Raw genomic sequence first — 21,414 nt, 5'->3', positions numbered from 1 at the left:
CGGAAACGCGTTGGAATACCGGAAGTCGATGACGAAAAGCCTGGCCGAATGCGTGAGGCAGGAACGCCATGGCTTTGCTTTCAGCGAAGACGGCATGGTCGCCATGTTGGTCGTTGCCCCTAGATCAGCAGCAGGCCCTTCATGCTGGCGTATCCCTTGCGCCCGATGATGATGTGGTCGTGCACGCCGATGCCCAGCCGTTTGCCCGCTTCGATGATCTCTTTCGTCATCTCGATATCGGCGCGCGATGGCGTCGGATCGCCTGACGGGTGGTTGTGCACCAAGATGATCGCGGTGGCCGACAGGTCGAGGGCGCGCTTGACCACTTCCCTGGGATAGACGGGCGTGTGGTCGACAGTACCGGTCTGCTGCACCTCGTCGGCGATCAGCGCGTTCTTCTTGTCGAGGAACAGGATGCGGAATTGCTCGCGCGCCTCGAAGGCCATGGCCGAGCGGCAATAGGCGAGGAGCTGCGTCCAGGACGAAAGGACTTCACGGCCGTGCACCTCGCCATGCGCCATGCGTTGCGCTGTCGCGGCGACAACCTTCAGGTCGAACGCCACCGCCGGGCCGATGCCCTTGACCTCCTGCAGCAGGTTGACGGGCGCGCCAAGCACTTCGGCCAGCGTACCGAAGCGCGCCAGCAATGCCTTGGCGGCCGGTTTGGTGTCGGCGCGCGGGATCAGCCGGAAGAGCAAGAGCTCCAGAAGTTCATAGTCGGGCAGGGCGTCTGGACCCGCCGAAGCAAAGCGCTCGCGCAAACGGTCGCGGTGGCCGAGATATCCAGGCTTTTCAGCTGGAATGGGCCTCGCCTTCGCCGCGGGCCGAACCGGCACCTCGGCGAAGAAACTCCGCTCGTCGTCGTCGCTGGCCTTCCCCATCAGCCCCCGCATCCAGCCAATCAGTCAGGCAAGGCGGTCGCCCGACGTATTAAAAATATCAGGCCGGCAGGCCGGGCCGGTCGAGGTTCTTGGGCGAGAGCGTGAAAATCTCGCAGCCGGTGTCGGTCACGCCGATCGTGTGCTCGTACTGTGCCGACAGCGAACGGTCCCGCGTCACCGCCGTCCAGCCATCCGACAGCACCTTCACATGCGGCCGGCCGAGATTGATCATCGGCTCGATGGTGAAGATCATGCCGGGCCGCATCTCGACGCCCTCATTGGCGCTGCCATAGTGCAGAATGTTGGGGGCGTCGTGGAAGAGCTGGCCGACGCCATGGCCGCAGAAGTCGCGCACCACCGAGCAGCGCTCCGCTTCGGCAAAAGTCTGGATAGCGGCGCCGATGGCGCCGGTGCGGGCACCCGGCCGGACGGCGGCGATGCCGCGCATCAGGCATTCATGGGTGACCTCGAGCAGGCGTTCGGCGGCGCGCTTGATGGTGCCGACCGGATACATGCGCGAGGAATCGCCATGCCAGCCATCGAGAATATAGGTGACGTCGATGTTGACGATGTCGCCATCCTTCAGCGGCTTGTTGTCTGGAATGCCGTGGCAGACGACGTGGTTGATCGAGGTGCAGGACGATTTCGTGTAGCCGCGATAGTTGAGCGTCGCCGGCAGCGCGCCGTGATCCATGCCGAACTCGAAGACGAAACGATCGATGGCGTCCGTGGTGACGCCGGGCGCGACCATCGGCACCAGCGCGTCCAGGCAACGGGCGGTGAGGTCACATGCCTTGCGCATGCCGGCAAAACCGTCCTCGCCATAGAGGCGGATCTGGCCGGTGTTTCTGAGAGGGGCCGTGGCGGCGTCGAGATAGGTGACCATTTTGTCCGTATGGAAGGGTAAGCGCTGCAGGAGTTCTGGCGTGGGTATTCCGCCAGATTTGGCACTTGAGGGCAAAAGGTTCAAGGAAGAACTGGCTGATGCGGGCTTAGCCGGCGGGATATTCGTATCGTTGGGCCAATTTCGATCGGTTTTTGCACGGTTGCTTTCCTTTCCGGCCATCGTGCGAAGCAAAAACGGCCGTTTCCGCAGTGACGACACATTTGCGTGGCACTGAGCGGGCAAAGCAACTTTTGACGACGAACGGCGCTGCCTGGGCGACGGGGTCGGGAGATTTGCGGATGGATAGATTGCAATTCGAGGTGCCGGTGCGCATTGCGCAAGGCCCCGGCTTGCCCGTCGAGGAGATTTACAGCGTCGAGCAGGCGCTGGATTTCCTGCAGGACTGGCCGGCGCGCCGGCAGGGACCGGTGTATCAGAAAGCCTTCAATGCCTGCTTCGGCGCCACTGTGGACGTGGTCAAGACCGAGGATGCCTGCCGGGCGTTCATGGCGTTCTGCCGTGTCACCGGACTGATGGCCAGCGACATGATGGCGCCGCGCAAGCGTGGCGGCGAGGCAAGCCTGCAGCGGGCCTGAGGGCTGCTTCGCCTGTTCCGATCGACCAACTCCGTTTTCTCAACCAACTTGGCTTGAATGTGCGTGGTGATCTCGTGCCTCGATCATCATCTGCATTTCCTCGCACGATGATGCATCGACAGCGACGTTAAGCTTCCGTTTCCACCTTGGCGGCTACGCCATTGCTTGTTCAGCAATGGTTGATTCGTTGCGTCAGTTCAGGTTTGGAAGATGTCCCCAGAAAAAGTCCGTGCATTCCCGATCGACCGTCAGCTGTTTTTGGTCAGGGAAGTTGCAGCCAGCCTAGACAATCTGCATGGCGAGCCTGCAGCCTCGTTCTGGAGGGCTAAAGCGGCCGAGTTGCTTGACCTGGTTGTCGGGTCGGGCAGGGACAGAGCAACCGCAAGTGATGAAGTGCGCAGGTTTTTCCTGGCCGTACAGAGAGAGCTTTCGGCTGGATTGGCGACTGAGTCGGCTCCAGTTCTTTCCGCCTGAAGAAAATATTTCTTCCAGGCAGCACCTGGCTGCGCCTTCGTTGTCCCGAGGGCGGCCGAGGACGCGGTCACCGTCAACGGGCGCATGGCGTTCGATGAGCCTGACATCGAAGCAACATCGCGCGACCTTGATACATCAAAGTTAAATGCGGAGAATTCGCTTCGCTGCTAATAATAAGGTGGCGGGGGCTGCTCGGGAGGAGCGCCCATGGAAATACGGGACCTCGTTGCCAAGATATCAGTTGGGCTGCTGAAGCGCCGTGGCAATGCCCTATCGCTGTCCATCAAGCCGAGACGCGCATCCTTGGCGGACATTCCCATTAAATCGCGGCAAAAGCCCGCGCATCGCCCACCGCCTCCGATTCGTCCAGCCAGCAACATGTAGTTCGAAGGCTTTTGCCCAGGCGCAAGGTGCCGAACCGTGCTGACGTTCCAGCGCCGTGAGTTTCTTGCCTATCGCGACGTCTGCATGCACTGATCAGCCGACGGCCCACTGTTTGAAGCCAATCGAAGCCCTCATCAAAAAATGAACCGAACTTTTTAGCCGTTCCTTCATATATGCATGCTTTCTAATTTAAGTTATGATTTTCAATTGCTTCGCCCGAATTCGGATCATGGCGACCGGTATACGCCGGAGCACACGGGCGAATGTTGCCACCATCTTCGCCCTCAGCCTGCCGATCGTCGTCGGCGCGGCCGGCTTTGGCGTGGAGACCTCCTACTGGTACTACAACAGCCTGAGACTACAGGCGACGGCCGATGCCGCGGCCTATGCCGGCGCGCTTGAACAGATCTCGGGTTCCGACAAGCCGACGATCGTCGCGGCCGCGACGCAGTCGGCAGCGACGAACGGGCTGGGCTCGGGCACGATCATCGTCAACACGCCGCCGGCGTCCGGGCCGAATACGGCGAAGAAGGCGGTCGAGGTCATCGTCGCTCAGAACCTCAACCGGATGTTCACCTCGATCTTCACGCAGAGCCAGGTTCCCGAACAGGCGAGGGCGGTGGCTCTCATCACCGATGCCTCGAAGGCCTGCATGACCGCGCTCGACCAGACCGCCTCGCAGGCTGCATCGTTTTCAGGCAATACCACCGTGAAGGTCACCGGCTGCGTGGTGATGTCCAATTCGATCGCTCCGGACGCCATCAAGCTCCAGGGCTCGGCGAGCCTCCAGGTCGATTGCCTGATATCGGCGGGCGGCGTGTCTCTCAGCAATCCCGTCACCACGGTCTGCGCGGCCCCGATCACCCAGGCGCTGCCTGCGGCAGATCCATTTGCAGACCTCCCGGTTCCGGCGGCCTCGAACCCATGCCAGAACGACAACAAGGCGACGCTGAGCCCAGGCACCTATTGCAGCGGCATGACGCTGAAGGGCAATGTCGCCCTCTCGCCCGGCGTCTATGTCGTTCAGGGCGATCTCAAGATAAACGCCAACGCGATCATCACCGGCAGCGATGTGACCATCTTCATGTCGGGCAGTTCGACCGTCAGCATGAATGGCAACGCCTCCGTGAAGCTCAGCGCGCCGACCTCGGGTATCTATTCCGGTGTGCTGTTCTACGGCGACAGGGCCGGCAACAGTGCATCCAGCACATTCAATGGAACAGCGGATTCGCTGCTAACCGGGGCCATCTACTTCCCCAAACAGCAAGTGAATTATCTTGGCAATTTCTCGGGCAACAGCGGCTGCACCCAGGTCGTCGCCAATACGATTCAATGGTCCGGCAGCACGACCATCAACCAGGATTGCACGAGCCTCGGAATGCGCGACATTCCGGCGGCGCGGTCCGTGGCGCTGGTGGAGTAGCCTCCGTGGAGCCCCGATCTGTGCCGATCCTGAGCGATAAAACGGGCGTTGCAGCGGTCGAGTTCGCGATGGTCCTGCCTTTCCTGTGCGCGGCGCTGCTCGGTATCATCGACGGCTGGTCCTATGTGACGAGTTCGCTGTCGATGCGTGCCGGCGTGAAGACCGCCGCGAACCTGATCATGGAAGGCTCGACGAATGATACGGCGACGCAGGCCGTCGCCATTTCGAGCTGGGAGAAACGGCCGGCGGACGGCCAGGTCACGCTAAGCCGGATCTATATGTGCGGGACGACCGTGGTCGACGCCTCCACTCTGTGCAGCGGACCAAAGGTGCCGTCGGTCTATGTTCAGATCCAGGCATCGGCCACCTGGACGCCGCCCTTCACCTTCGGCGTCTTTTCCGCTTCCAGCGTCATCGGCCATCTGGAGGTGATCCGTGTTCGCTAGGGCGTCTCACCGTTTCGCGGAAATGGCGAAACGCCCTCGCTCTTTGTTTTGCCGCGATTCCCAAGCGAAAGCGCTGCGCGCTTTTCCCGGGACAACCAGCTCACACCTTTCCTGGAATTGCGCCAGGCAAGGCGCCTTCGGGCGAGATCGTTCGGGCGGGGCCGGGTTGGAGTTCGCGCTGATCGCACCGTTCCTCATCATATTGCTGTTCGGGATCTTCGCCTTGGGCTGGTCGATGCATTCGGTGTCCAGCGTTCGCTATACGCTGGAGACATCATCGCGCTCGCTGCAGCTTCAGAACACGCTGACCCAGGCCGACATCCAATCGATCGCCAGGCAGAAATTGCAGGCCTTGGGTTTGAAGGATGTGAACGTGACGATCGCCATCGACCCGGCAAGCGGCGGTTTCCGCATGGCGCATCTGACCGCCACCTATGCCTTCGTCGTCGATTTTCCTTACCTCGACACCTTTCCGATCAACTACGCCACCACCGTTACCGTACCGCTGGTCGGCGGTTAGTGAAATGCGGCGCTGACGCGAACTTCCGCGTTTCAGCCGGCATGGTCCAGCAATCTTATCGTGGTGTCACGGCGATGTTCGGAATTGGCGCGATCGATGCCTTCCACGGTGATCGCGAAGGTTCCGTTCTCGATCCTTCCAATCCAGCCCTTGGCTTTTAGGTACCAGAGATGAAACTCAAGATGTTCTCGTGGACAGCCTGACAAACGTTCGATTTCTGTATCGCCAATGCCGGGATTGTTTACGTCTTGCCGGCGCTTGACGTAAAGCAGCGAGAGCAATTTCGCCTGAATGGCCACATCGCGTTCGATTGTTGTGTTGTTGCTGGCTTCCCCAATCAACTCCGTTCGCAGATTCAAATGGTCTTTGTGCTGGATATCATACCGCGCGCGCTTCACAGGATCCTTGAGCACATTGTGGGCTTCCAGGATTTCGCTAAAGCGTGATTCATCGCCGGTGTCCTGATTGTCAGGATGGTAGCGCATGGCAAAATAGCGGAATACCCGTTCTATCGTTTCCGAGTTGGCGTTCGGGCTGATTTCCAGGAGTTCGTAGTAATCAACGAACAAGATGGCGCCCCCACAACTTCGCTATTGCGCACACCGTCGAGAGCATGACTGCTGAAGGCAAGGAACGACAGTCCTCAACTTGCGGCTTGGATCGGCGCGAACCGAAGCTGGTCGAGAGAATCCGCGCGTGACATTGCCATCAGTCGCGCAACGGCGAAGGCGGCCAGAATGATGAAAACAGCCGTGAGGTTAAGGAAGGCGGGTGATGCAAAGATGCTCCCGCCCGGATCATAGCAGCTCAGTTCCATGGCGCTCTACCCCTTCAGCGACCTGATGGTTTGGATAATGATCCGGCTTGGTGAGGAACACAAGCGCTTGCTAATAAGATGGTTGATGCGGTTGCTCCGGGACTCAAGGCAAGGGCGGCTGAGATATTCGGCAAACAGGGGGTGGAGTGCACGAAAGCCTGTACGCCGAAGGGGAATCGAACCCCTTGTTACTGCCGTGAAAAGGGCGGGCTTTGCGAGGCTCTCTGGAAGGAAGGCGCCGTTGAAATCGATCGCGCCTGGTGGGCGGCGCCTGAGCAGGCCGGACGATGCGGCCGCGCAACTTGCGGCGACCGGTTCTTCCGTCCAGTAATGGATCAATCGTCGCTGGCACAACAATTGCATTGTCAGCGATGCCGGCTGTTGGGACCGGCAATTGGGGCCGAGGTTGGGGCAGGCCTCGCCGCTTCGCAAATGGAGCGGCGGGGTTTCTGCGTTCAAGCAGATTGCAGGTGCATCCAGAGACACAGCGACTGGCCATCGGCGGGCGTCAGGACGCACGGGAAGCCTCTGCCGCGTAGGACAGCGCCAGCGAGGAACGCGCGCTGGTGCGCCCGCCAGGCGGCATAACGCCTCACCTGAGGATGAAGTACAGCGGAACGAGTATCGAGAATGCCGCGATAGCGGTCAGAAAAATGTCTGTGGTCATGAGCCCCCGCTCGGAATTTCACGACCATCTCACATTCAATTAGCTAAAATGCAAATGAACTCGCGGCCGGCCTTTCGTGGGACAGCACCGGCGCGGCCGCCCGCGGCTGAGCAGGCCAACAGGCGCCCAAGGTTCCGTGGCCTTACCGGGAGGAAGTGATGTCGATCCGCGACGAACTGCAGGAGCTTTGGGACATCTACGTTGCGGCCTATCGGGCCGGCGATGCTGCCGGTTGCGCGGCGGTATTCACCTCTGACGCGGAATTGCATTCTCCCTATGCGCCGCCGGCTCGCGGCCGCGCGGCGATAGAGGCGCTGCATGGCGTCTGGACCCAATACGCCACCCCGACAAAACACTAGCCAGAGGCGGGGGCATCCGGGAAGCTGGCATGGTCTCTCGCGGCTTATTCGGAGGGTGAGGCGACCGGGAACGGAACTTCGCTCAGCGTTTTTGAGCGACAGGCTGCTGGCGGACGCTGGCTGATCCGCATGTGCAGCCTCAACAGCACCGATCCCGGCCAATGACCGACAAAGCCGGCCACAACCTGCTCGCCAGCGTCTTCGGCAAGGCGCACGTGCGCACTATCCTGACTACACAGGATGAGGGTGAAACCCAAGCGCCGGACAGGCGATGCTTCAGCATGGCGCGCGAGGGCTCGGGTCGAGGAGATCACCCCGAAGCCGAAGGAGCGCCAAAGGGGTCGGCGCAGGCGGCGACATGTCCGGTGATGGAATGGCGAATCTCCGAAAGGTCCGCCGCATCAGACATGCCGCATTCGGCGCGGGTGGTGACGTCCATCATGCACGCGAAATTGTTTGTGTTGCCATTTTGACCAATTCCCTGGAATCAGCCCAAAAATTGGACAGTAAGGACTGGGAGGTCGCTAAGTGTTTGAAAGGTCTGGTACGCCCAAGGGGAATCGAACCCCTGTTACCGCCGTGAAAGGGCGGTGTCCTAACCGCTAGACGATGGGCGCGCTCAGACGAAGCGGCTTATACTGACGTTGTGCGCAACCGGCAACCCGTCAGGTGCCGGCTTGGACAACTTTTTTCCGAGGCTTTGGAATCGGGGGCTTCATCACCCACGGCGCGGCTTGGTGACTAGCGAAAACGCCCATTGCTTCGTCATTCCAAGGCGGAGCAAGGAGCAAAGCTACTCGGCGCAGACCCTGGAGCTGCTCCGCAGCCAAAGGAATCCATGCCGCGACTTCAAGGCGTTGAAACGGTGCGGAATTCTGGTCGGCCGCGCTCGTCAACCAAGGCCACGGAATGGATCCTCGGGTCTTCGCGACGGAGCTTCGCTCCTGCTCCGCCCGTGGATGACGAGTTGGGGGGGCGCTCAGGCCAATGGAAAGTCCACTGGAACGATATTGATGGCACGACCCTAGCCGCTCTGGCCCGTCAAATCGCGCCGTTCAGCCGTCACCGCCGCCGCTTCGCCGGCGGCAGCGCCAGTTCCAGTCGCGCTCGGGCCCGACGTCGACATGTACCGATTCGGTATGGCAATAGGTGCCGACGCCACCGCGGCCGGGCATGGTCCTGATGTAGTTCGCCAGTTCCCATTTGGAGACGCCGGGCACCTGGATGTCGGCGGCGGCGCAGTACATGTGCAGCGAGTTCTTGGCGCCGTTGGCGCGGCGGTTGCGGGCAGGGTCGCGGTAACCTGACGTGACCATCATCTTGCGGCCGTAATGGCCTTCGATCGTCTTCAGCACGCGCACCAGAGACGGCTTCAGGCAGGCGACATCGACGCTTTCGTTCTGCTTCAGCAGGCCGTTTGGCGCGAGCCGGGCCATGCCGGCTGCGGACGCAACCTGATAGCTGCCGCCGATTGGACCCTCGTCCTCATTGAGGTCGACGTCGCTTTCGTCGTCGAGGCCGGATTTGCGCTTGATCTCGAACAGGGCGGTCTGGCGCACGCCAGGCAAGGCATCGCTGCCGGTGATATGACCTGCGTCGTCACCGGTCGAGGCCAACTGTATCGGCTTTGCCGTGGAGTCGGCCGAGGCCAACGTGATGATCGGCTTTGCCGCCGCCGCAGGCGCGGGTTTGGCCTGTGCGGTCGGCTGTTCGCCCGATCGCGTGTTGATGAGCGGAGCCGGTGTGGCCGAAGCGGGCGTGGCGCCGAACATCGAGGCCAGGAAGCCACGTTTCTTTGGCGCCTCGGCTGGTGGCACCTCACCTGCGGTCACATAGACCGGATTGTTCATCACCGGCGCCGCGGCCGGCTTTGGCGTTGTCACCGCGGCATCGGCGGCGGCGATCTTCTGGGCGACCGCGTCTGTCTGCTGCGCCGTCTGGGCCGGCTGCTGCAAGGCCTGCGGCGTTTGTCCCGCGATCGCTTCAGCGCCGGCCGGCGTTATCAGCGGAAAGGCTGCTTGCGGCTTGGCGATCGGTACGTAAGCGACTTTTTCGGGGAGTGCGGTGTCGCCTTCGCTCATCACGGTCGTTTGCGTGGCCGTTGTCTGCGATGTCGAATCGGCGGTGGCGATGGACTTGCCGGTGGCGGCCGCATTGATGTCAGAGGCGGAGGCATTGTAGCCGGGCATTCCGACCGACATTGTCGGGTCGCCGGCCGATGTGCAGGAGGCCAGGAGCACACAGCAGAGCGCTGCCAAGATGGCGCTGCGTTCTCCCTTTGCGAGGCTCCATCCTGCTGATTTCAAAGTCAAATTCCCCCTCGATGTCCGGTCGGTACGTCCTTGGCGCAGCACTGGAAGTCGCTGTCCAAGGTGACCTTTGTCTCCGATCCGGAAACGAGACCTGTGTCAAATCCGCAAGCCTGGAAGTATTTTTGCAGTGATCGCCGAATTACGGCTGCTTGATGGTTGACGACACCATTTCGCCCGCTTTTGACGGGCCGTCAACTCACCAGACATTACAGTCCGTTACACTCGCACCTTCACATAGCTGCCGGGAGCATCGCCCAAGGTTTTCATATGCTTGCCGGGTTTGCGGGCAGGCACACGGGTGTCGTCCTTGGCCTCGATCCAGCTTTGCCAGTGCGGCCACCACGACCCGGGATGCTCAGCGGCCCTGGCAATCCATTGGCCGAAATCGCCTTCCGGTTTGCCGCCGGTCCAATACTGGTACTTGCCGGAGGCGGGCGGATTGACGACACCGGCTATGTGGCCCGATCCCGCCATCACGTAGTCGACCTTGCCGCCGAAATATTTCGAGCCGAGGAAGACGGACAGCGCCGGCGCGATGTGATCTTCGCGCGAGGCGAGGTTGTAGATCGGAATGGTGATATCGCCGAGCGAGACCGTATGCCCCGCCAGTTCCATCTTGCCGCGCGAGAGGTTGTTCTCGAGATAGCAATTGCGCAGGTAGAAGGAATGGTTGGCCGCCGCCATGCGGGTCGAATCGGCATTCCAGTAGAGGAGGTCGAAGGGCAGGGGGTCCTTGCCTCGCATGTAGTTGTTGACGACATAGGGCCAGATCAGGTCGCCGGAGCGCAGCATGTTGAAGGCGGTCGCCATCTTGGTGCCGTCGAGATAGCCCTTCTCGTTCATTGACTTCTCCACCGCCGCGACCTGTTCCTCGTCGACGAAGACTTTCAGGTCGCCGGCATAGGTGAAGTCGACCTGCGTGGTGAAGAAGGTAGCCGACTTGATGCGGTCGTCGCCTTCCTGTGCCATCAGAGCCAGCGCCGCCGCCAGCAGCGTGCCGCCGACGCAGTAGCCGATCGCGTTGACGTCCCGCTCGCCGGTCGCCTCCTCGATCGTGTCGAGGCCATATTGCAGGCCTTCCCTGATATAGGCTTCCCATCCCTTCGCGCCGTGGCGCTCGTCCGGATTGATCCAGGAGATGACGAAGACGGTGTGGCCCTGCTCGATCGCCCAGCGGATGAAGGATTTCTGCGGGTTGAGGTCGAGTATGTAGAACTTGTTGATCCAGGGCGGGCAGATCAGCAACGGGCGTTTCAGCACCGTCTCGGTCGCCGGATCATACTGGATGATCTCGGCGACATCGCTGCGGCCAACGACCTTGCCGGTTGTGGTGGCGATGTTCCTGCCGATCTCGAAGGGCGAATAGTCGGCCTGGCGCAGTTTCAGGTCGCCCTTGCCGGCGGCGATGTCCTCGGCCAGCATCTTCATGCCGCGCACCAGGTTCTCGCCGTTGGAAGCGACGGTCTCGCGGAAAAGCTCGGGGTTGGTCAGGATGAAATTCGACGGCGAGATGGCATTGGACACCTGCTTGACGTAGAAGCTCGCCTTGTGGCGGGTGTGCTCGTCCAGACCTTCGGCGTGCTCGACCAGTTCGGACGCCCAGCGCGAGGTGACGAGATAGGCCTGCTTGAGGAAATCGAAGAAGGCGTTGCGGCCCCATTCCGGGTCCTGGAAACGCTTGTCGCCGCGCTCCGGCTTGACGGCGTCGTCGGGGCCTTCGGCGTTGGGGCTGACGCGTTGGATGGCGTTCGCCCACACGGTCATGTAGCCGGCGAACAGCCGCGTCTGCGCTTCGAGCGCGCGCTGGGGGTCGGCGAGCCAGTATTCGCTCAGCTTGGAAAACGTCTTGACCATGTCGACGACCGGCTCGGCGACGTGGTCGCGCACTTCGCCGCGCTCGCGCGGTTCGGCCCAGGCGGACGCCGCCTTGCCGGCCTGCTCGATCATGCGCGCCATGTTCAACGCGAAGCGCTCCGGATCCTTCACCAGATATTGCTCGACGGTCGAAGGCTCGTCATCTTCCGTTTTGCCCGAATCGGGTGTTTTGGACATGGTTCGCGGGGTTCCTCCCGAAGCGTTTTCTTGACATATTAACATGGGACATCCGACAGGGTCCAATCTCGCTCTACCTCGGCTGCCAAGGAAACAATATGACGATTAATATTGGCGAGACTGTTTTTTTTGATGCCGCACGCTTTTGCCGCATCGGCGCGGCGATCGTGCTTTTGGGGATCGCCGGGTGTTCGAGCACGAATACCAGCGCTCCGGTGCCGATGGCCGACAATGCAGGTCCAAAGGATACCGGCACCTTTCCGAACCTCAACATCCCGCCCAAAGTGGCGAACAAGCAGCTGACGCAGGCCGAGACGAACGCCAAGCTCGCCGAACTCAAGGCTGATGGCGGCGCACAGGGCGCCAAAAGCGGCGGCGGCGCTGCGGTCGCCAATCAGGCGGCGTTGGCGGACCTAGCCACGAAACATGGTCCGCAGACGCTGAAGCAGATCGAAGGCAAATGCGATCCCGCCCTCGACCCTACCTGCAAATGAGTATATAGCGCGCGCCCATAGCCCCTTTTGCTGTCTGGAACTGCCATGGAAGAGTTTCACAAGGTCCGCCGGCTTCCGCCTTACGTGTTCGAGCAGGTCAACCGGCTCAAGGCCAGTGCCCGTTCGCGCGGCGCCGACATCATCGACCTCGGCATGGGCAATCCGGACCTGCCGACGCCCAAGGCCATCGTCGACAAATTGTGCGAAGTGGTGCGCGATCCGCGCACCCATCGCTATTCCTCCTCGCGCGGCATTCCCGGCCTGCGCCGCGCCCAGGCGGCCTATTATCAGCGCCGCTTCGGCGTGAAGCTCAACCCCGACACGCAGGTGGTGGCCACGCTCGGCTCGAAGGAAGGCTTCGCCAACATGGCGCAGGCGATCACCGCGCCTGGCGACGTCATCCTGTGCCCGAACCCGACCTATCCGATCCATGCCTTCGGCTTCATCATGTCGGGTGGCGTCATCCGCTCGCTGCAGGTCGAGCCGGACGATGGGTTCATTCCAGCGCTGGAACGCGGCGTTCGCCACTCGATCCCGAAGCCGCTGGCGCTGATCCTCAACTATCCGTCGAACCCGACGGCGCTGGTCGCTTCGCTCGACTTCTACAAGGACGTGGTAGCGTTCGCGAAGAAGAACGACATCATCATCCTGTCCGACCTTGCCTATTCGGAGATCTATTTCGACGGCAACCCGCCGCCTTCGGTGCTGCAGGTGCCGGGCGCCATCGATGTCTGCGTCGAATTCACCTCAATGTCGAAGACCTTCTCCATGCCCGGCTGGCGCATGGGTTTTGCCGTCGGCAATGAGCGGCTGATCTCGGCGTTGACCCGGGTGAAGTCCTATCTCGACTACGGCGCCTTCACGCCGATCCAGGTGGCGGCGGCCCATGCGCTCAACGGCGACGGCGCCGATATCGCCGAGGTGCGCGAGGTCTACCACAAGCGCCGCGACGTCATGGTCGATTCCTTCGGGCGCGCCGGCTGGAACATTCCAGCTCCCGCCGCCTCGATGTTCGCCTGGGCGCCGATCCCCGAACCGTTCAAGCATCTCGGTTCGCTCGAATTCTCCAAGCTGCTCATCGAGCACGCCGATGTGGCGGTGGCGCCCGGTGTCGGCTTCGGCGAACATGGCGACGATTTCGTGCGCCTGGCGCTGGTCGAGAACGAGCACCGTATCCGCCAGGCGGCGCGCAACATCAAGCGCTTCCTGTCGACCAGCGCCAAGCAGCCCAACAATGTGGTGCCGCTGTCCGCCCACCGGTAAGCAAAAATTCGATCTGATTTTGAGGGACGTCGCCTTCCATGGCTGAAGCTCTGCGTGTTGGAATTGCCGGACTTGGCACGGTCGGCGCATCGGTGGCGCGGGTGCTGCGCGACAAGGCAGCGGAGCTGACCCGGCAATGCGGGCGCGACATTGTCGTGTCGGCGGTTTCGGCGCGTGACCCGAAACGCGACCGTGGCGTCGATGTCAGCGCCGCAAAATGGTTCGACGATCCGGTCAAGATGGCACAGATCGCCGACATCGACGTGTTCATCGAACTGATCGGCGGCGACGAGGGGCCGGCGCGCCTGTCGGTCAAGGCGGCGCTCGAAGCCGGCCGCCACGTCGTCACCGCCAACAAGGCGCTGCTCGCCAAGCATGGTGTGGCGCTGGCCGAGATCGCCGAGAAGAAGGGCGTGCTGCTCAACTACGAGGCGGCGGTGGCGGGCGGCATTCCGGTCATCAAGACGATGCGCGAGGCGATGGCCGGCAATTCGGTCAATCGCGTGTTCGGCATTCTCAACGGCACCTGCAACTACATCCTCACCCGCATGGAGGCCGAGGGCATTTCGTTCGACGCCTGCCTGAAGGACGCGCAGCGGCTGGGTTACGCCGAGGCTGATCCGACCTTCGACATCGAGGGCCACGACACCGCGCACAAGCTGTCGATCCTGACCAGCCTTGCCTTCGGCACCAAGATCGCCGCCAACGACATTTATATGGAAGGCATTTCCAACATCACCCAGGCCGACATCCGTGCGGCCGGCGATCTCGGCTATCGGATCAAGCTGCTCGGCGTCGCCCAGCGCACCGAAAGCGGCATCGAGCAGCGCGTGCATCCGACCATGGTGCCGACCGCTTCCGTCATCGCGCAGGTGCATGGCGTCACCAATGCGGTGGCGATCGAAACCGACATTCTTGGCGAATTGTTGCTTTCAGGCCCCGGCGCCGGCGGCAACGCCACTGCCTCGGCCGTCATCGGCGACATCGCCGACATCGCCAAGAGCAGGCCCGGCTTCCAGCATGGCCCGGTCTTCGGCCTGCCGGCGAAGGAGCTCAGGCCCTACAAGAAGGCGCAGATGCGCAGCCATGCCGGCGGCTACTTCATCCGGTTGACCGTGCATGATCGCATCGGCGTCTTTGCCGCGATCGCCAAGCGCATGGCCGACAACGATATTTCGCTGGAATCGATCGTCCAGCATGCGGTCAGCGGCGAGGCGGCGGCGCAGAAGACGGTGATCCTCGTCACCCACGAGACCACCGAGGCAGCCGTGCGCAAGGCCGTCGACGGCATCACCAAGGACGGTCACCTGACCGACAAGCCGCAGGTCATCCGCATCGAGCGGGCAGGGTAGTCGTCCCCCGGCGGGTAACGTCCTCGCCGGCGCCTGCGGTCGACAGATGGCGACCAGCCGCGCATTGGCCGGAACGAATTCGTTGCGGCGCCGTTCTCTTGGTCAGTAACCAAGGGAGCCGCTTCATGGCCGATACCAGCAAGTCCGACACCCCCTCCATCGACGATATCCAGAAAACGCTGGAAAAGCAGATCGCTGAACTGCGCAAGGAGATCACCAAGATCAACAAGAGCATTTCGGCAAGGGGCGCGGAAATGCTCGATGATGCCAGCGAACAGGCTTCGGATTTTTATGAGACGGCCGCGGCGCGTGCATCGCGCACAGCACAGCAGCTGCGCAGCCAGGCTCAGGCGGTTTCGGAAGTCGCGCGCGAAAACCCGGGCACGACGACAGCCGTGATCGGCGTCGTCGGCCTGCTTGGTTTTCTGGCCGGGATCGCCGTCGGCCAGTCGATGAACAACGACACGCCCCGCCGTTGGTATTGAGCGTGCCGGTAACGGGCTGGCAGTGCCGGCTCGTTTCCCGTTTCAGGAATTCATTTGAAGGAGGGCATCATGGCTTCATCCATGTTGATGGGCATACTGATCACATTCCTCGTCATCATTCTCGTTCTCTATCTCGTGCAGCGCCTGCCGCTCGACGCCAGGATGCGGCAGATCGTGCAGGTCATCGTTATCATCATCGGCATCATTTCGTTGCTCAGATATCTCGCGGTTTTCTAGATCGCGGCGGCAATCCTCAGTGCTTCTTCAAGGCGGCCCGGTCGTTTCCGACCGGTCCGCAATCTTGTCGGAAATGCGGTTCAATCGATTGATATTGCTGGCTTTTCGATAAAACGTCCGGCAGGTCTTGCCGTTGTCATGCTCGTTTGACAAAACAGGCCCGCCTCCGGCGGGAGGCGCTATGCCAACGAGGATTTGCCGAACATGAATGTGGCCCAGAACATCGTCGCCGGCCTTGACCGGATACTCACCATGGAACTGGTGCGCGTCACCGAAAGGGCCGCCGTGGCGGCCGCCAGGCTGCGCGGCCGTGGCGATGAAAAGGCTGCCGACCAGGTCGCTGTCGACGCCATGCGACAGGAGCTCAACCGTCTTGCCATCAAAGGCACGGTGGTGATCGGCGAGGGCGAGCGCGACGAGGCGCCGATGCTCTATATCGGCGAAGAGGTCGGCACCGGCAAAGGACCGGCAGTCGACATCGCGCTCGATCCGCTCGAAGGCACGACGATCTGCGCCAAGAACCTGCCCAACGCGCTTGCTGTCATCGCCATTGCCGAGAAGGGTAGCCTGCTGTTCGCACCCGACGTCTATATGGACAAGATCGCCATTGGTCCGGGCTATGCCGAAGGCGTCATCGATATCGATGCTTCTCCGGCCGAGAACATCGCGAGCCTGGCGCGAGCCAAGGGCGTCGCGGTCTCGGACATCACCACCTGCATCCTCGACCGGCCGCGCCACGTCAAGCTGATCGATGCCGTGCGCGCCACGGGAGCCGCGATCCGGCTGATCGGCGACGGCGATGTCGCCGGCGTCATCCACACCACCGACCCGGAGGAGACCGGCATCGACCTCTATCTCGGCACGGGCGGCGCCCCGGAAGGCGTTCTGGCCGCGGCCGCATTGCGCTGCACCGGCGGCCAGATGCAGGGCCGGCTGATCCTCGATACGCCGGACAAGGTCGCGCGCGCCGCCAAGATGGGCATTTCCGATCCGAAGCGGATCTACCATGCGGAAGACATGGCGCGCGGCGACGTGCTGTTCGCGGCGACCGGCGTCACCGACGGCAACATGCTGGCCGGCGTCAAGTTCGGCCGCACCTATATCACCACCCACACCATCGTACTGCGCTCATCGTCGCGGACCGTGCGCGAGATCAAGGCGCGGCATCAGGATCTGGATAAGTTCTAGGCCTCCTTGCGAAGCCGCACCGCAGTTGCTAGCCCTTGGCTGCATCTGAACCCTGGCGGCGCAAGGATTGACGATGAATGTGTTCGACTGGCACGCGGATCCGATTTCGTGTGCCGCGCCCATCACGAAATCCTATCGCAACACCCAGAATGTGCGCCGCTATTTCACCCCGCGAATGCGGCGATACGTTCAGGTTCGATCGGCCTTTCATGGCCTGGCTAAAGGACGGTCGGGACAAGACAATGGGCGACGCCGCCGACGAATGGATCAGGCGCGCCTGGCTGAAAAGCGGAAAGCGTGGTTTGTCTTGAATTCTCCTGCGACGCCACCCGCCGCGAACCACCTGGTTTTGCCCGTCTTTGGCCCTAAAGCGCGTCGCGTTCACGCGCAGCACTTTAGGCTGTTGTCCGCGCATGTCGTTAGCCCAAAACCGCTGCACATTTTTGCGCGACATGCTCTATCCTGCGGCCGACCATGAATTGGCAAAGCGCATAATGGGCGAAAGGCGCCTTTTCCTCGATGTCAGGCAGTCGGCGACCGGTCTCTCCTGGGAGCACCGGCTGACCGAACGGCAGGACATGGTCGCGCTTGCCATCGCGCAAGGTCATGGCGTGCCCGACATCGTCGCGCGCGTTCTGGCCGGACGCGGCGTTACCGCCGACGAGACTGAGCGCTTCCTCGATCCGACGATCCGCGACCTGTTGCCCAATCCGGTGTCGCTGACCGACATGGACAAGGCCGCAACCCGAATCGCGGCGGCGGTGATGGCGCGGGAAAAGGTAGCGATCTTCGGCGACTACGATGTCGATGGCGCCGCCTCGTCGGCCTTGCTGAAGCGGTTTCTGGCACATTTCTCCATACCGTCGGAAATCTATATTCCGGACCGTATCTTCGAGGGTTACGGTCCCAATCCCGATGCCATGCGCGAACTCGTGTCGCGCGGCGCGACGCTGATCGTCACCGTCGATTGCGGCACCAACAGTGCCATTTCCGTCGATGCCGCCAACGAAGCCGGCGCCGATGTCGTGGTGCTCGACCACCATCAGGTCGGCGGCGCGTTGCCGGCCGCGATTGCGGTGGTCAATCCAAACCGTGACGACGATCTTTCCGGGCAGGGGCATCTGTGTGCCGCCGGTGTCGTGTTCCTCGCCCTGGTGCAGACCGCGAAAATCCTGCGTGGCCTGAGCGATGTCGCGCCGCCAGACCTGCTTTCGCTGCTCGATCTCGTGGCGTTGGCGACCGTTTGCGATGTGGTGCCGCTCACCGGCGTCAACCGTGCCTTCGTCGTCAAAGGCCTGCAAATGGCGCGCCAGCAGAAGAATGAAGGCTTGGCCGCATTGGCGCGGGTATCGCGCATTGGCGAGCCGGTCAGCACCTTCCATCTCGCCTATCTGATCGGGCCACGCATCAATGCCGGCGGGCGCATCGGCGATGCGGCGCTTGGCAGCCGGCTGCTTGCGACCGACGATCCGGTCGAGGCGCGGACCATCGCCGAGACGCTCGACCGGCTGAACCAGGAGCGGCAGCTGATGGAGCAGGAGATGCTGGCCGCGGCGCGCGCCGAGGCCGATGCCGAGCTTGCCGGTGGCAGCGGCCCGGCGATCGTCGTCACCGCCAGCAACAACTGGCATCCCGGCATTGTCGGCCTGCTCGCCTCGAGGCTGAAGGATCATGCGCGCCGGCCGGCTTTCGCCATTGCCTTCAACGCTGTGGGCATCGGCACCGGTTCGGGCCGTTCTGTGTCGGGCTTCGACCTCGGCCGGCTGGTGCGCGAAGCCGCCGATGTCGGGCTGATCGTCAAGGGCGGTGGTCATGGCATGGCGGCCGGCATCACTGTGGAGCGCGCCAGGCTCGGCGAACTCAGGGCGTTCTTCGAGGAACGGGCGGCTGCCGACGTGTTTCGGCTACAGGACGAGGAGAGCCTGGCGATCGATGGCGCGCTTGCGGCCGAAGGCGCGACGGTCAGCCTGCTCGACGCGCTGGAAAAGGCCGGCCCCTTTGGCGCCGGCCACGTCGCGCCGGTCTTCGTGCTGCCGCGCCATCGGCTGGCCGACGCCAGGCCGGTCGGCACCAACCATATACGCTGTGAATTGCAGTCGGACAGCGGCGGCCGTATCCAGGCGATCGCCTTTCGTGCCGTCGATACGGTGCTTGGCGAATTCCTGTTCAAGAACCGTGGCAAGAGCGTGCATGTCGCCGGCTCGCTGTCTGGTAATTACTGGAACGGCAACCGCACGGTGCAATTCCGCATTGTCGATGCGGCGCGAGCGTAGCCGCGTCAGTATCTATGCAGCTTGGTTGGCCGGCGCATAACGCATTAGCGTCACATCCTGGGGCAGGCTTTCCCTGCCAAGCGGTTTCAGCCTCAGCGACAGGCCGGACTGGAAGTACGGCTTGCCGCCCCCCAGCACGACCGGGTGCATGTACAGCCGGTATTCATCGATAAGCCCTGCTCGTGCCAGACCGGCGGCAAGGTCTGCGCCGCCGAGGATGACGAGGCCATCCGTCTTTGACTTGAGCGATCTCACTGCGGTCTCGGCATCGCCGTTCACCAGCCGGGCATTGGGCCCGACCTGCCGAAGCGTGGTCGAGAAGACGATCTTCGGTGTCTCTCGCCATGCGCGGGCAAAGTCCCGCTCGACCTCGGTGGAGCCGGTCTCGCGCTCAGGGCTGTCCCAGAAGCGCATCGTCTCGTACATCCGCCGCCCGGCAAGGACTGCTGAGGCTAGCCTCATCATGTCATTGAAATGCTGATGCAATTCTGTCTCCGGCACTGGCAGTGCTATGTCCTCGTCCGATCGGGCGATATAGCCGTCCAAAGAGGTGAGCATGGAATAAACGAGCCTGGCCATTGGCGCCTCCGTATAAGCAGCACAGGCCAGCATAACCAATTGCGTTTTGCAATCAGTTTTTCACACAACAGGCAAATGAAAAGGCCGCCAACGCTTCAAGGGTGCAGCACCACTCCGTCGATGGGACGCAACGGACGGTGTTTCGGACAGCGGCTGGCCTCAGGCGAGAACGGTCTGCAGCCGGGTCAGTTCGCCGATCTGGGCCATCGTCGCCTGATAGCCGAGCTGGATCGCCTCGTCGGCGCGATGGAATTCGGTGAGGCCGATATGGCTGAGTTTGGGCTGCAGCGACATATCTGGCGGATCGCCCGCCAGCCTGGCGCGCGAGATGCGGTCCTGGATGATGTTGAAAGCCTCGACCATGACGCCGGTGATGCCGAGGCGGGTCTGATGCGTCTGGTGCTCGGTGCCGACATGGCCGGGGCGCGGCGCGTCCTTTTCGACAACAAGTTCGCCGGCGCTGTGTTTGATCACGGCGGCGCGGCCGAACAGGTCGTAGTGAAGGTTGACCGCCACGACGAGCGGCTGCTCGTAGGCGCGGCAAACCGATACCGGCACCGGATTGACCAGCGCGCCGTCGACCAGCATGCGGCCGTTGCAATTCACCGGCTCGAACACGCCAGGCAATGCGTAGGACGCGCGCATGGCCGTGATCAGCGAGCCGTGCGACAGCCAGATCTCGTGGCCGGTGCGGATTTCCGATGCGACGCTGACGAAGGGTTTTGGCAGGTCTTCGAAACGGACGCCCGCCACATGCTCGCGCAGACGGGCATCGAGTTTCAAGCCGCCGAACAGGCCGCTGCCGCGCAGATTGAGATCGAGCAGGCCGAAAATGCGCCGCTTGGTCAGGCTGCGGGCGAACTCTTCCAGCTCATCCAGTTTGCCGGCGAGATAACAGCCGCCGACCAGCGCGCCGATCGAGGTGCCGGCGATCATCGAAACTTCGATGCCGGCTTCATCGAGCGCGCGCAGCACGCCGATATGAGCCCAGCCTCTTGCGCAACCGCCGCCCAAAGCGAGCGAAATGGCTGTTTTCTTGGGAGATTTCGTTTCGGACGCGCCGCCGGAAGAGGTCAGGCCGTTGGCCTCCCTGACATCTGGTCTGTTACGCAATGACGCCCACTCGAGCATCATGATCTCCCTTGTCCCAAGACTAATATACGGACAGGCCGTATCGAAATGATGAATCTGTGTGGTTGGTGTGAGGCAGATGGTTCAAGACGATGGCTTCCGATACGTGAATTCCGCATCGAACAGCGGCTTGCTGCCGTCGTCAACAAGTGTCCCCTTGCCGTCGACGAGTCCCACCGTCCGATAAAAGCATGAACGCCGGCCGGTGTGACAGGTTGCGTCGTGGCCCAACACTTTGACGCGCAGCCACAATGCATCCTGATCGCAGTCGGTGCGCATCTCGACGACATGCTGGAAATTGCCCGAGGTTTCGCCCTTCTTCCAAAGCGCGTTGCGCGAGCGCGACCAGTAGTGGGCGATGCCGGTTTCCAGTGTCAGCGCCAAGGCTTGCGCATTCATATGCGCGACCATCAGCAGCATGCCGTCTTGGGCATCGGTGACGACGACGGTGACAAGGCCGGCGGCGTCGAAGCGCGGCGAAAACACCGCGCCTTCCTCCAGGGCTTTCTTGTCTGATGGAGTTTTGGGAAATTCCAGTGCCGACATCGCCGGTGTATCTTCCTGTTTGACCATGATCTTACCCGAAAACCGGTCC

General features: G+C 62.2%; 25 protein-coding genes, 1 tRNA gene and 1 pseudogene. 17 read left to right on the top strand and 10 right to left on the bottom strand.

The annotated features are described in order from the left end of the window. Positions 1–119: 119 nt before the first annotated feature. Both radC and map read right to left on the bottom strand, forming a co-directional pair. The gene (radC, locus tag CK227_RS28515) at positions 120–881 is read right to left on the bottom strand and encodes a DNA repair protein RadC (RefSeq protein ID WP_095772829.1); all 762 of its coding nucleotides are present in this window, start codon (positions 879–881) and stop codon (positions 120–122) included. Between the two features lie 58 nt (positions 882–939). Beyond that, entirely contained in the window at positions 940–1,767 is an 828-nt protein-coding gene (map, locus tag CK227_RS28510) for a type I methionyl aminopeptidase (RefSeq protein ID WP_095772828.1), read from the bottom strand. A 40-nt stretch (positions 1,768–1,807) separates the two neighbouring features. Between map and CK227_RS36395 the strand changes: the two genes are divergently transcribed. From CK227_RS36395 to CK227_RS28485, 6 genes are all read left to right on the top strand, one after another. Beyond that, the gene (locus CK227_RS36395; RefSeq protein WP_143750540.1) at positions 1,808–2,002 is read left to right on the top strand and encodes a hypothetical protein; all 195 of its coding nucleotides are present in this window, start codon (positions 1,808–1,810) and stop codon (positions 2,000–2,002) included. Positions 2,003–2,066: 64 nt separating this feature from the next. Then, a complete protein-coding gene (locus CK227_RS28505) occupies positions 2,067–2,363 on the top strand; it encodes a DUF982 domain-containing protein (RefSeq protein WP_095772827.1) in 297 nt (98 codons plus the stop codon). Between the two features lie 210 nt (positions 2,364–2,573). Continuing rightward, complete coding sequence (locus CK227_RS37480) at positions 2,574–2,837, top strand: DUF6074 family protein (protein WP_095772826.1); 264 nt, start codon at positions 2,574–2,576, stop codon at positions 2,835–2,837. A gap of 580 nt (positions 2,838–3,417) precedes the next feature. Beyond that, the gene (locus CK227_RS28495; RefSeq protein WP_179296426.1) at positions 3,418–4,644 is read left to right on the top strand and encodes a pilus assembly protein TadG-related protein; all 1,227 of its coding nucleotides are present in this window, start codon (positions 3,418–3,420) and stop codon (positions 4,642–4,644) included. A gap of 5 nt (positions 4,645–4,649) precedes the next feature. Next, positions 4,650–5,090 carry a TadE/TadG family type IV pilus assembly protein gene (locus tag CK227_RS28490; protein WP_179296079.1) on the top strand — a complete coding sequence of 147 codons (441 nt, stop codon included), beginning with the start codon at positions 4,650–4,652 and terminating at the stop codon, positions 5,088–5,090. Between the two features lie 166 nt (positions 5,091–5,256). Beyond that, complete coding sequence (locus tag CK227_RS28485) at positions 5,257–5,610, top strand: TadE/TadG family type IV pilus assembly protein (protein WP_095772824.1); 354 nt, start codon at positions 5,257–5,259, stop codon at positions 5,608–5,610. 32 nt (positions 5,611–5,642) lie between these two features. Here CK227_RS28485 and CK227_RS28480 read toward each other — a convergent pair whose 3' ends face one another. Both CK227_RS28480 and CK227_RS36900 read right to left on the bottom strand, forming a co-directional pair. Beyond that, entirely contained in the window at positions 5,643–6,179 is a 537-nt protein-coding gene (locus CK227_RS28480) for a J domain-containing protein (protein WP_019858477.1), read from the bottom strand. A 74-nt stretch (positions 6,180–6,253) separates the two neighbouring features. Beyond that, positions 6,254–6,427, bottom strand: a complete 174-nt coding sequence (locus tag CK227_RS36900; RefSeq protein WP_179296424.1) for a hypothetical protein — start codon at positions 6,425–6,427, stop codon at positions 6,254–6,256. Between the two features lie 825 nt (positions 6,428–7,252). Between CK227_RS36900 and CK227_RS37475 the strand changes: the two genes are divergently transcribed. Both CK227_RS37475 and CK227_RS36390 read left to right on the top strand, forming a co-directional pair. Continuing rightward, positions 7,253–7,453 (top strand): nuclear transport factor 2 family protein, encoded by a 201-nt coding sequence (locus tag CK227_RS37475; RefSeq protein ID WP_245318119.1) that lies wholly within the window; start codon positions 7,253–7,255, stop codon positions 7,451–7,453. A gap of 161 nt (positions 7,454–7,614) precedes the next feature. After that, positions 7,615–7,926, top strand: coding sequence for a hypothetical protein (locus tag CK227_RS36390; protein WP_095772822.1), 312 nt, complete (start codon positions 7,615–7,617; stop codon positions 7,924–7,926). Between the two features lie 69 nt (positions 7,927–7,995). Here CK227_RS36390 and CK227_RS28465 read toward each other — a convergent pair. From CK227_RS28465 to phaC, 3 genes are all read right to left on the bottom strand, one after another. After that, positions 7,996–8,070 (bottom strand) — tRNA-Glu (locus CK227_RS28465). 438 nt (positions 8,071–8,508) lie between these two features. Next, complete coding sequence (locus tag CK227_RS28460) at positions 8,509–9,765, bottom strand: YcbK family protein (protein WP_095772821.1); 1,257 nt, start codon at positions 9,763–9,765, stop codon at positions 8,509–8,511. A 216-nt stretch (positions 9,766–9,981) separates the two neighbouring features. Beyond that, positions 9,982–11,817, bottom strand: coding sequence for a class I poly(R)-hydroxyalkanoic acid synthase (gene phaC, locus CK227_RS28455; RefSeq protein WP_095772820.1), 1,836 nt, complete (start codon positions 11,815–11,817; stop codon positions 9,982–9,984). Between phaC and CK227_RS28450 the strand changes: the two genes are divergently transcribed. From CK227_RS28450 to recJ, 9 genes and pseudogenes are all read left to right on the top strand, one after another. Then, complete coding sequence (locus CK227_RS28450; RefSeq protein WP_179296082.1) at positions 11,805–12,311, top strand: hypothetical protein; 507 nt, start codon at positions 11,805–11,807, stop codon at positions 12,309–12,311. The genes phaC and CK227_RS28450 overlap by 13 nt on opposite strands. Before the next feature lie 45 nt (positions 12,312–12,356). Further along, positions 12,357–13,574: an LL-diaminopimelate aminotransferase gene (locus tag CK227_RS28445; RefSeq protein ID WP_019858471.1), complete on the top strand. Its 1,218-nt coding sequence runs from the start codon at positions 12,357–12,359 to the stop codon at positions 13,572–13,574. A gap of 38 nt (positions 13,575–13,612) precedes the next feature. Beyond that, on the top strand, positions 13,613–14,926 hold the full coding sequence (locus CK227_RS28440) for a homoserine dehydrogenase (protein ID WP_095772818.1): 1,314 nt from the start codon (positions 13,613–13,615) through the stop codon (positions 14,924–14,926). Between the two features lie 125 nt (positions 14,927–15,051). Beyond that, positions 15,052–15,411, top strand: a complete 360-nt coding sequence (locus tag CK227_RS28435) for a hypothetical protein (protein ID WP_095772817.1) — start codon at positions 15,052–15,054, stop codon at positions 15,409–15,411. Between the two features lie 69 nt (positions 15,412–15,480). Next, the gene (locus CK227_RS28430) at positions 15,481–15,648 is read left to right on the top strand and encodes a Thivi_2564 family membrane protein (protein WP_095773087.1); all 168 of its coding nucleotides are present in this window, start codon (positions 15,481–15,483) and stop codon (positions 15,646–15,648) included. Between the two features lie 204 nt (positions 15,649–15,852). Next, positions 15,853–16,836, top strand: coding sequence for a class II fructose-bisphosphatase (glpX, locus tag CK227_RS28425; RefSeq protein WP_095772816.1), 984 nt, complete (start codon positions 15,853–15,855; stop codon positions 16,834–16,836). Positions 16,837–16,909: 73 nt separating this feature from the next. Then, a pseudogene (locus CK227_RS38020) lies at positions 16,910–16,984 on the top strand (DUF6434 domain-containing protein); the annotation flags it as partial. Between the two features lies 1 nt (position 16,985). Further along, a complete protein-coding gene (locus CK227_RS38015; RefSeq protein ID WP_348628965.1) occupies positions 16,986–17,147 on the top strand; it encodes a DUF6434 domain-containing protein in 162 nt (53 codons plus the stop codon). 180 nt (positions 17,148–17,327) lie between these two features. After that, complete coding sequence (gene recJ / locus CK227_RS28415) at positions 17,328–19,109, top strand: single-stranded-DNA-specific exonuclease RecJ (protein ID WP_095773086.1); 1,782 nt, start codon at positions 17,328–17,330, stop codon at positions 19,107–19,109. A 12-nt stretch (positions 19,110–19,121) separates the two neighbouring features. Here the strand turns inward: recJ and CK227_RS28410 are convergent, their stop codons facing one another. The 3 genes from CK227_RS28410 to hisI form a co-directional block, all read right to left on the bottom strand. After that, complete coding sequence (locus CK227_RS28410) at positions 19,122–19,688, bottom strand: dihydrofolate reductase family protein (protein WP_095773085.1); 567 nt, start codon at positions 19,686–19,688, stop codon at positions 19,122–19,124. A gap of 159 nt (positions 19,689–19,847) precedes the next feature. Beyond that, complete coding sequence (locus tag CK227_RS28405; protein WP_095773084.1) at positions 19,848–20,819, bottom strand: patatin family protein; 972 nt, start codon at positions 20,817–20,819, stop codon at positions 19,848–19,850. An 84-nt stretch (positions 20,820–20,903) separates the two neighbouring features. Then, positions 20,904–21,365, bottom strand: coding sequence for a phosphoribosyl-AMP cyclohydrolase (gene hisI, locus CK227_RS28400; RefSeq protein ID WP_095773083.1), 462 nt, complete (start codon positions 21,363–21,365; stop codon positions 20,904–20,906). Positions 21,366–21,414: the final 49 nt, after the last annotated feature.

The sequence above is a fragment of the Mesorhizobium sp. WSM4308 genome (assembly GCF_002294905.1).
Taxonomy (GTDB): Bacteria; Pseudomonadota; Alphaproteobacteria; order Rhizobiales; family Rhizobiaceae; genus Mesorhizobium.
The sequence above is the reverse complement of the archived record's forward strand: the minus strand, read 5'-3'. Positions and strand labels throughout refer to the sequence as shown.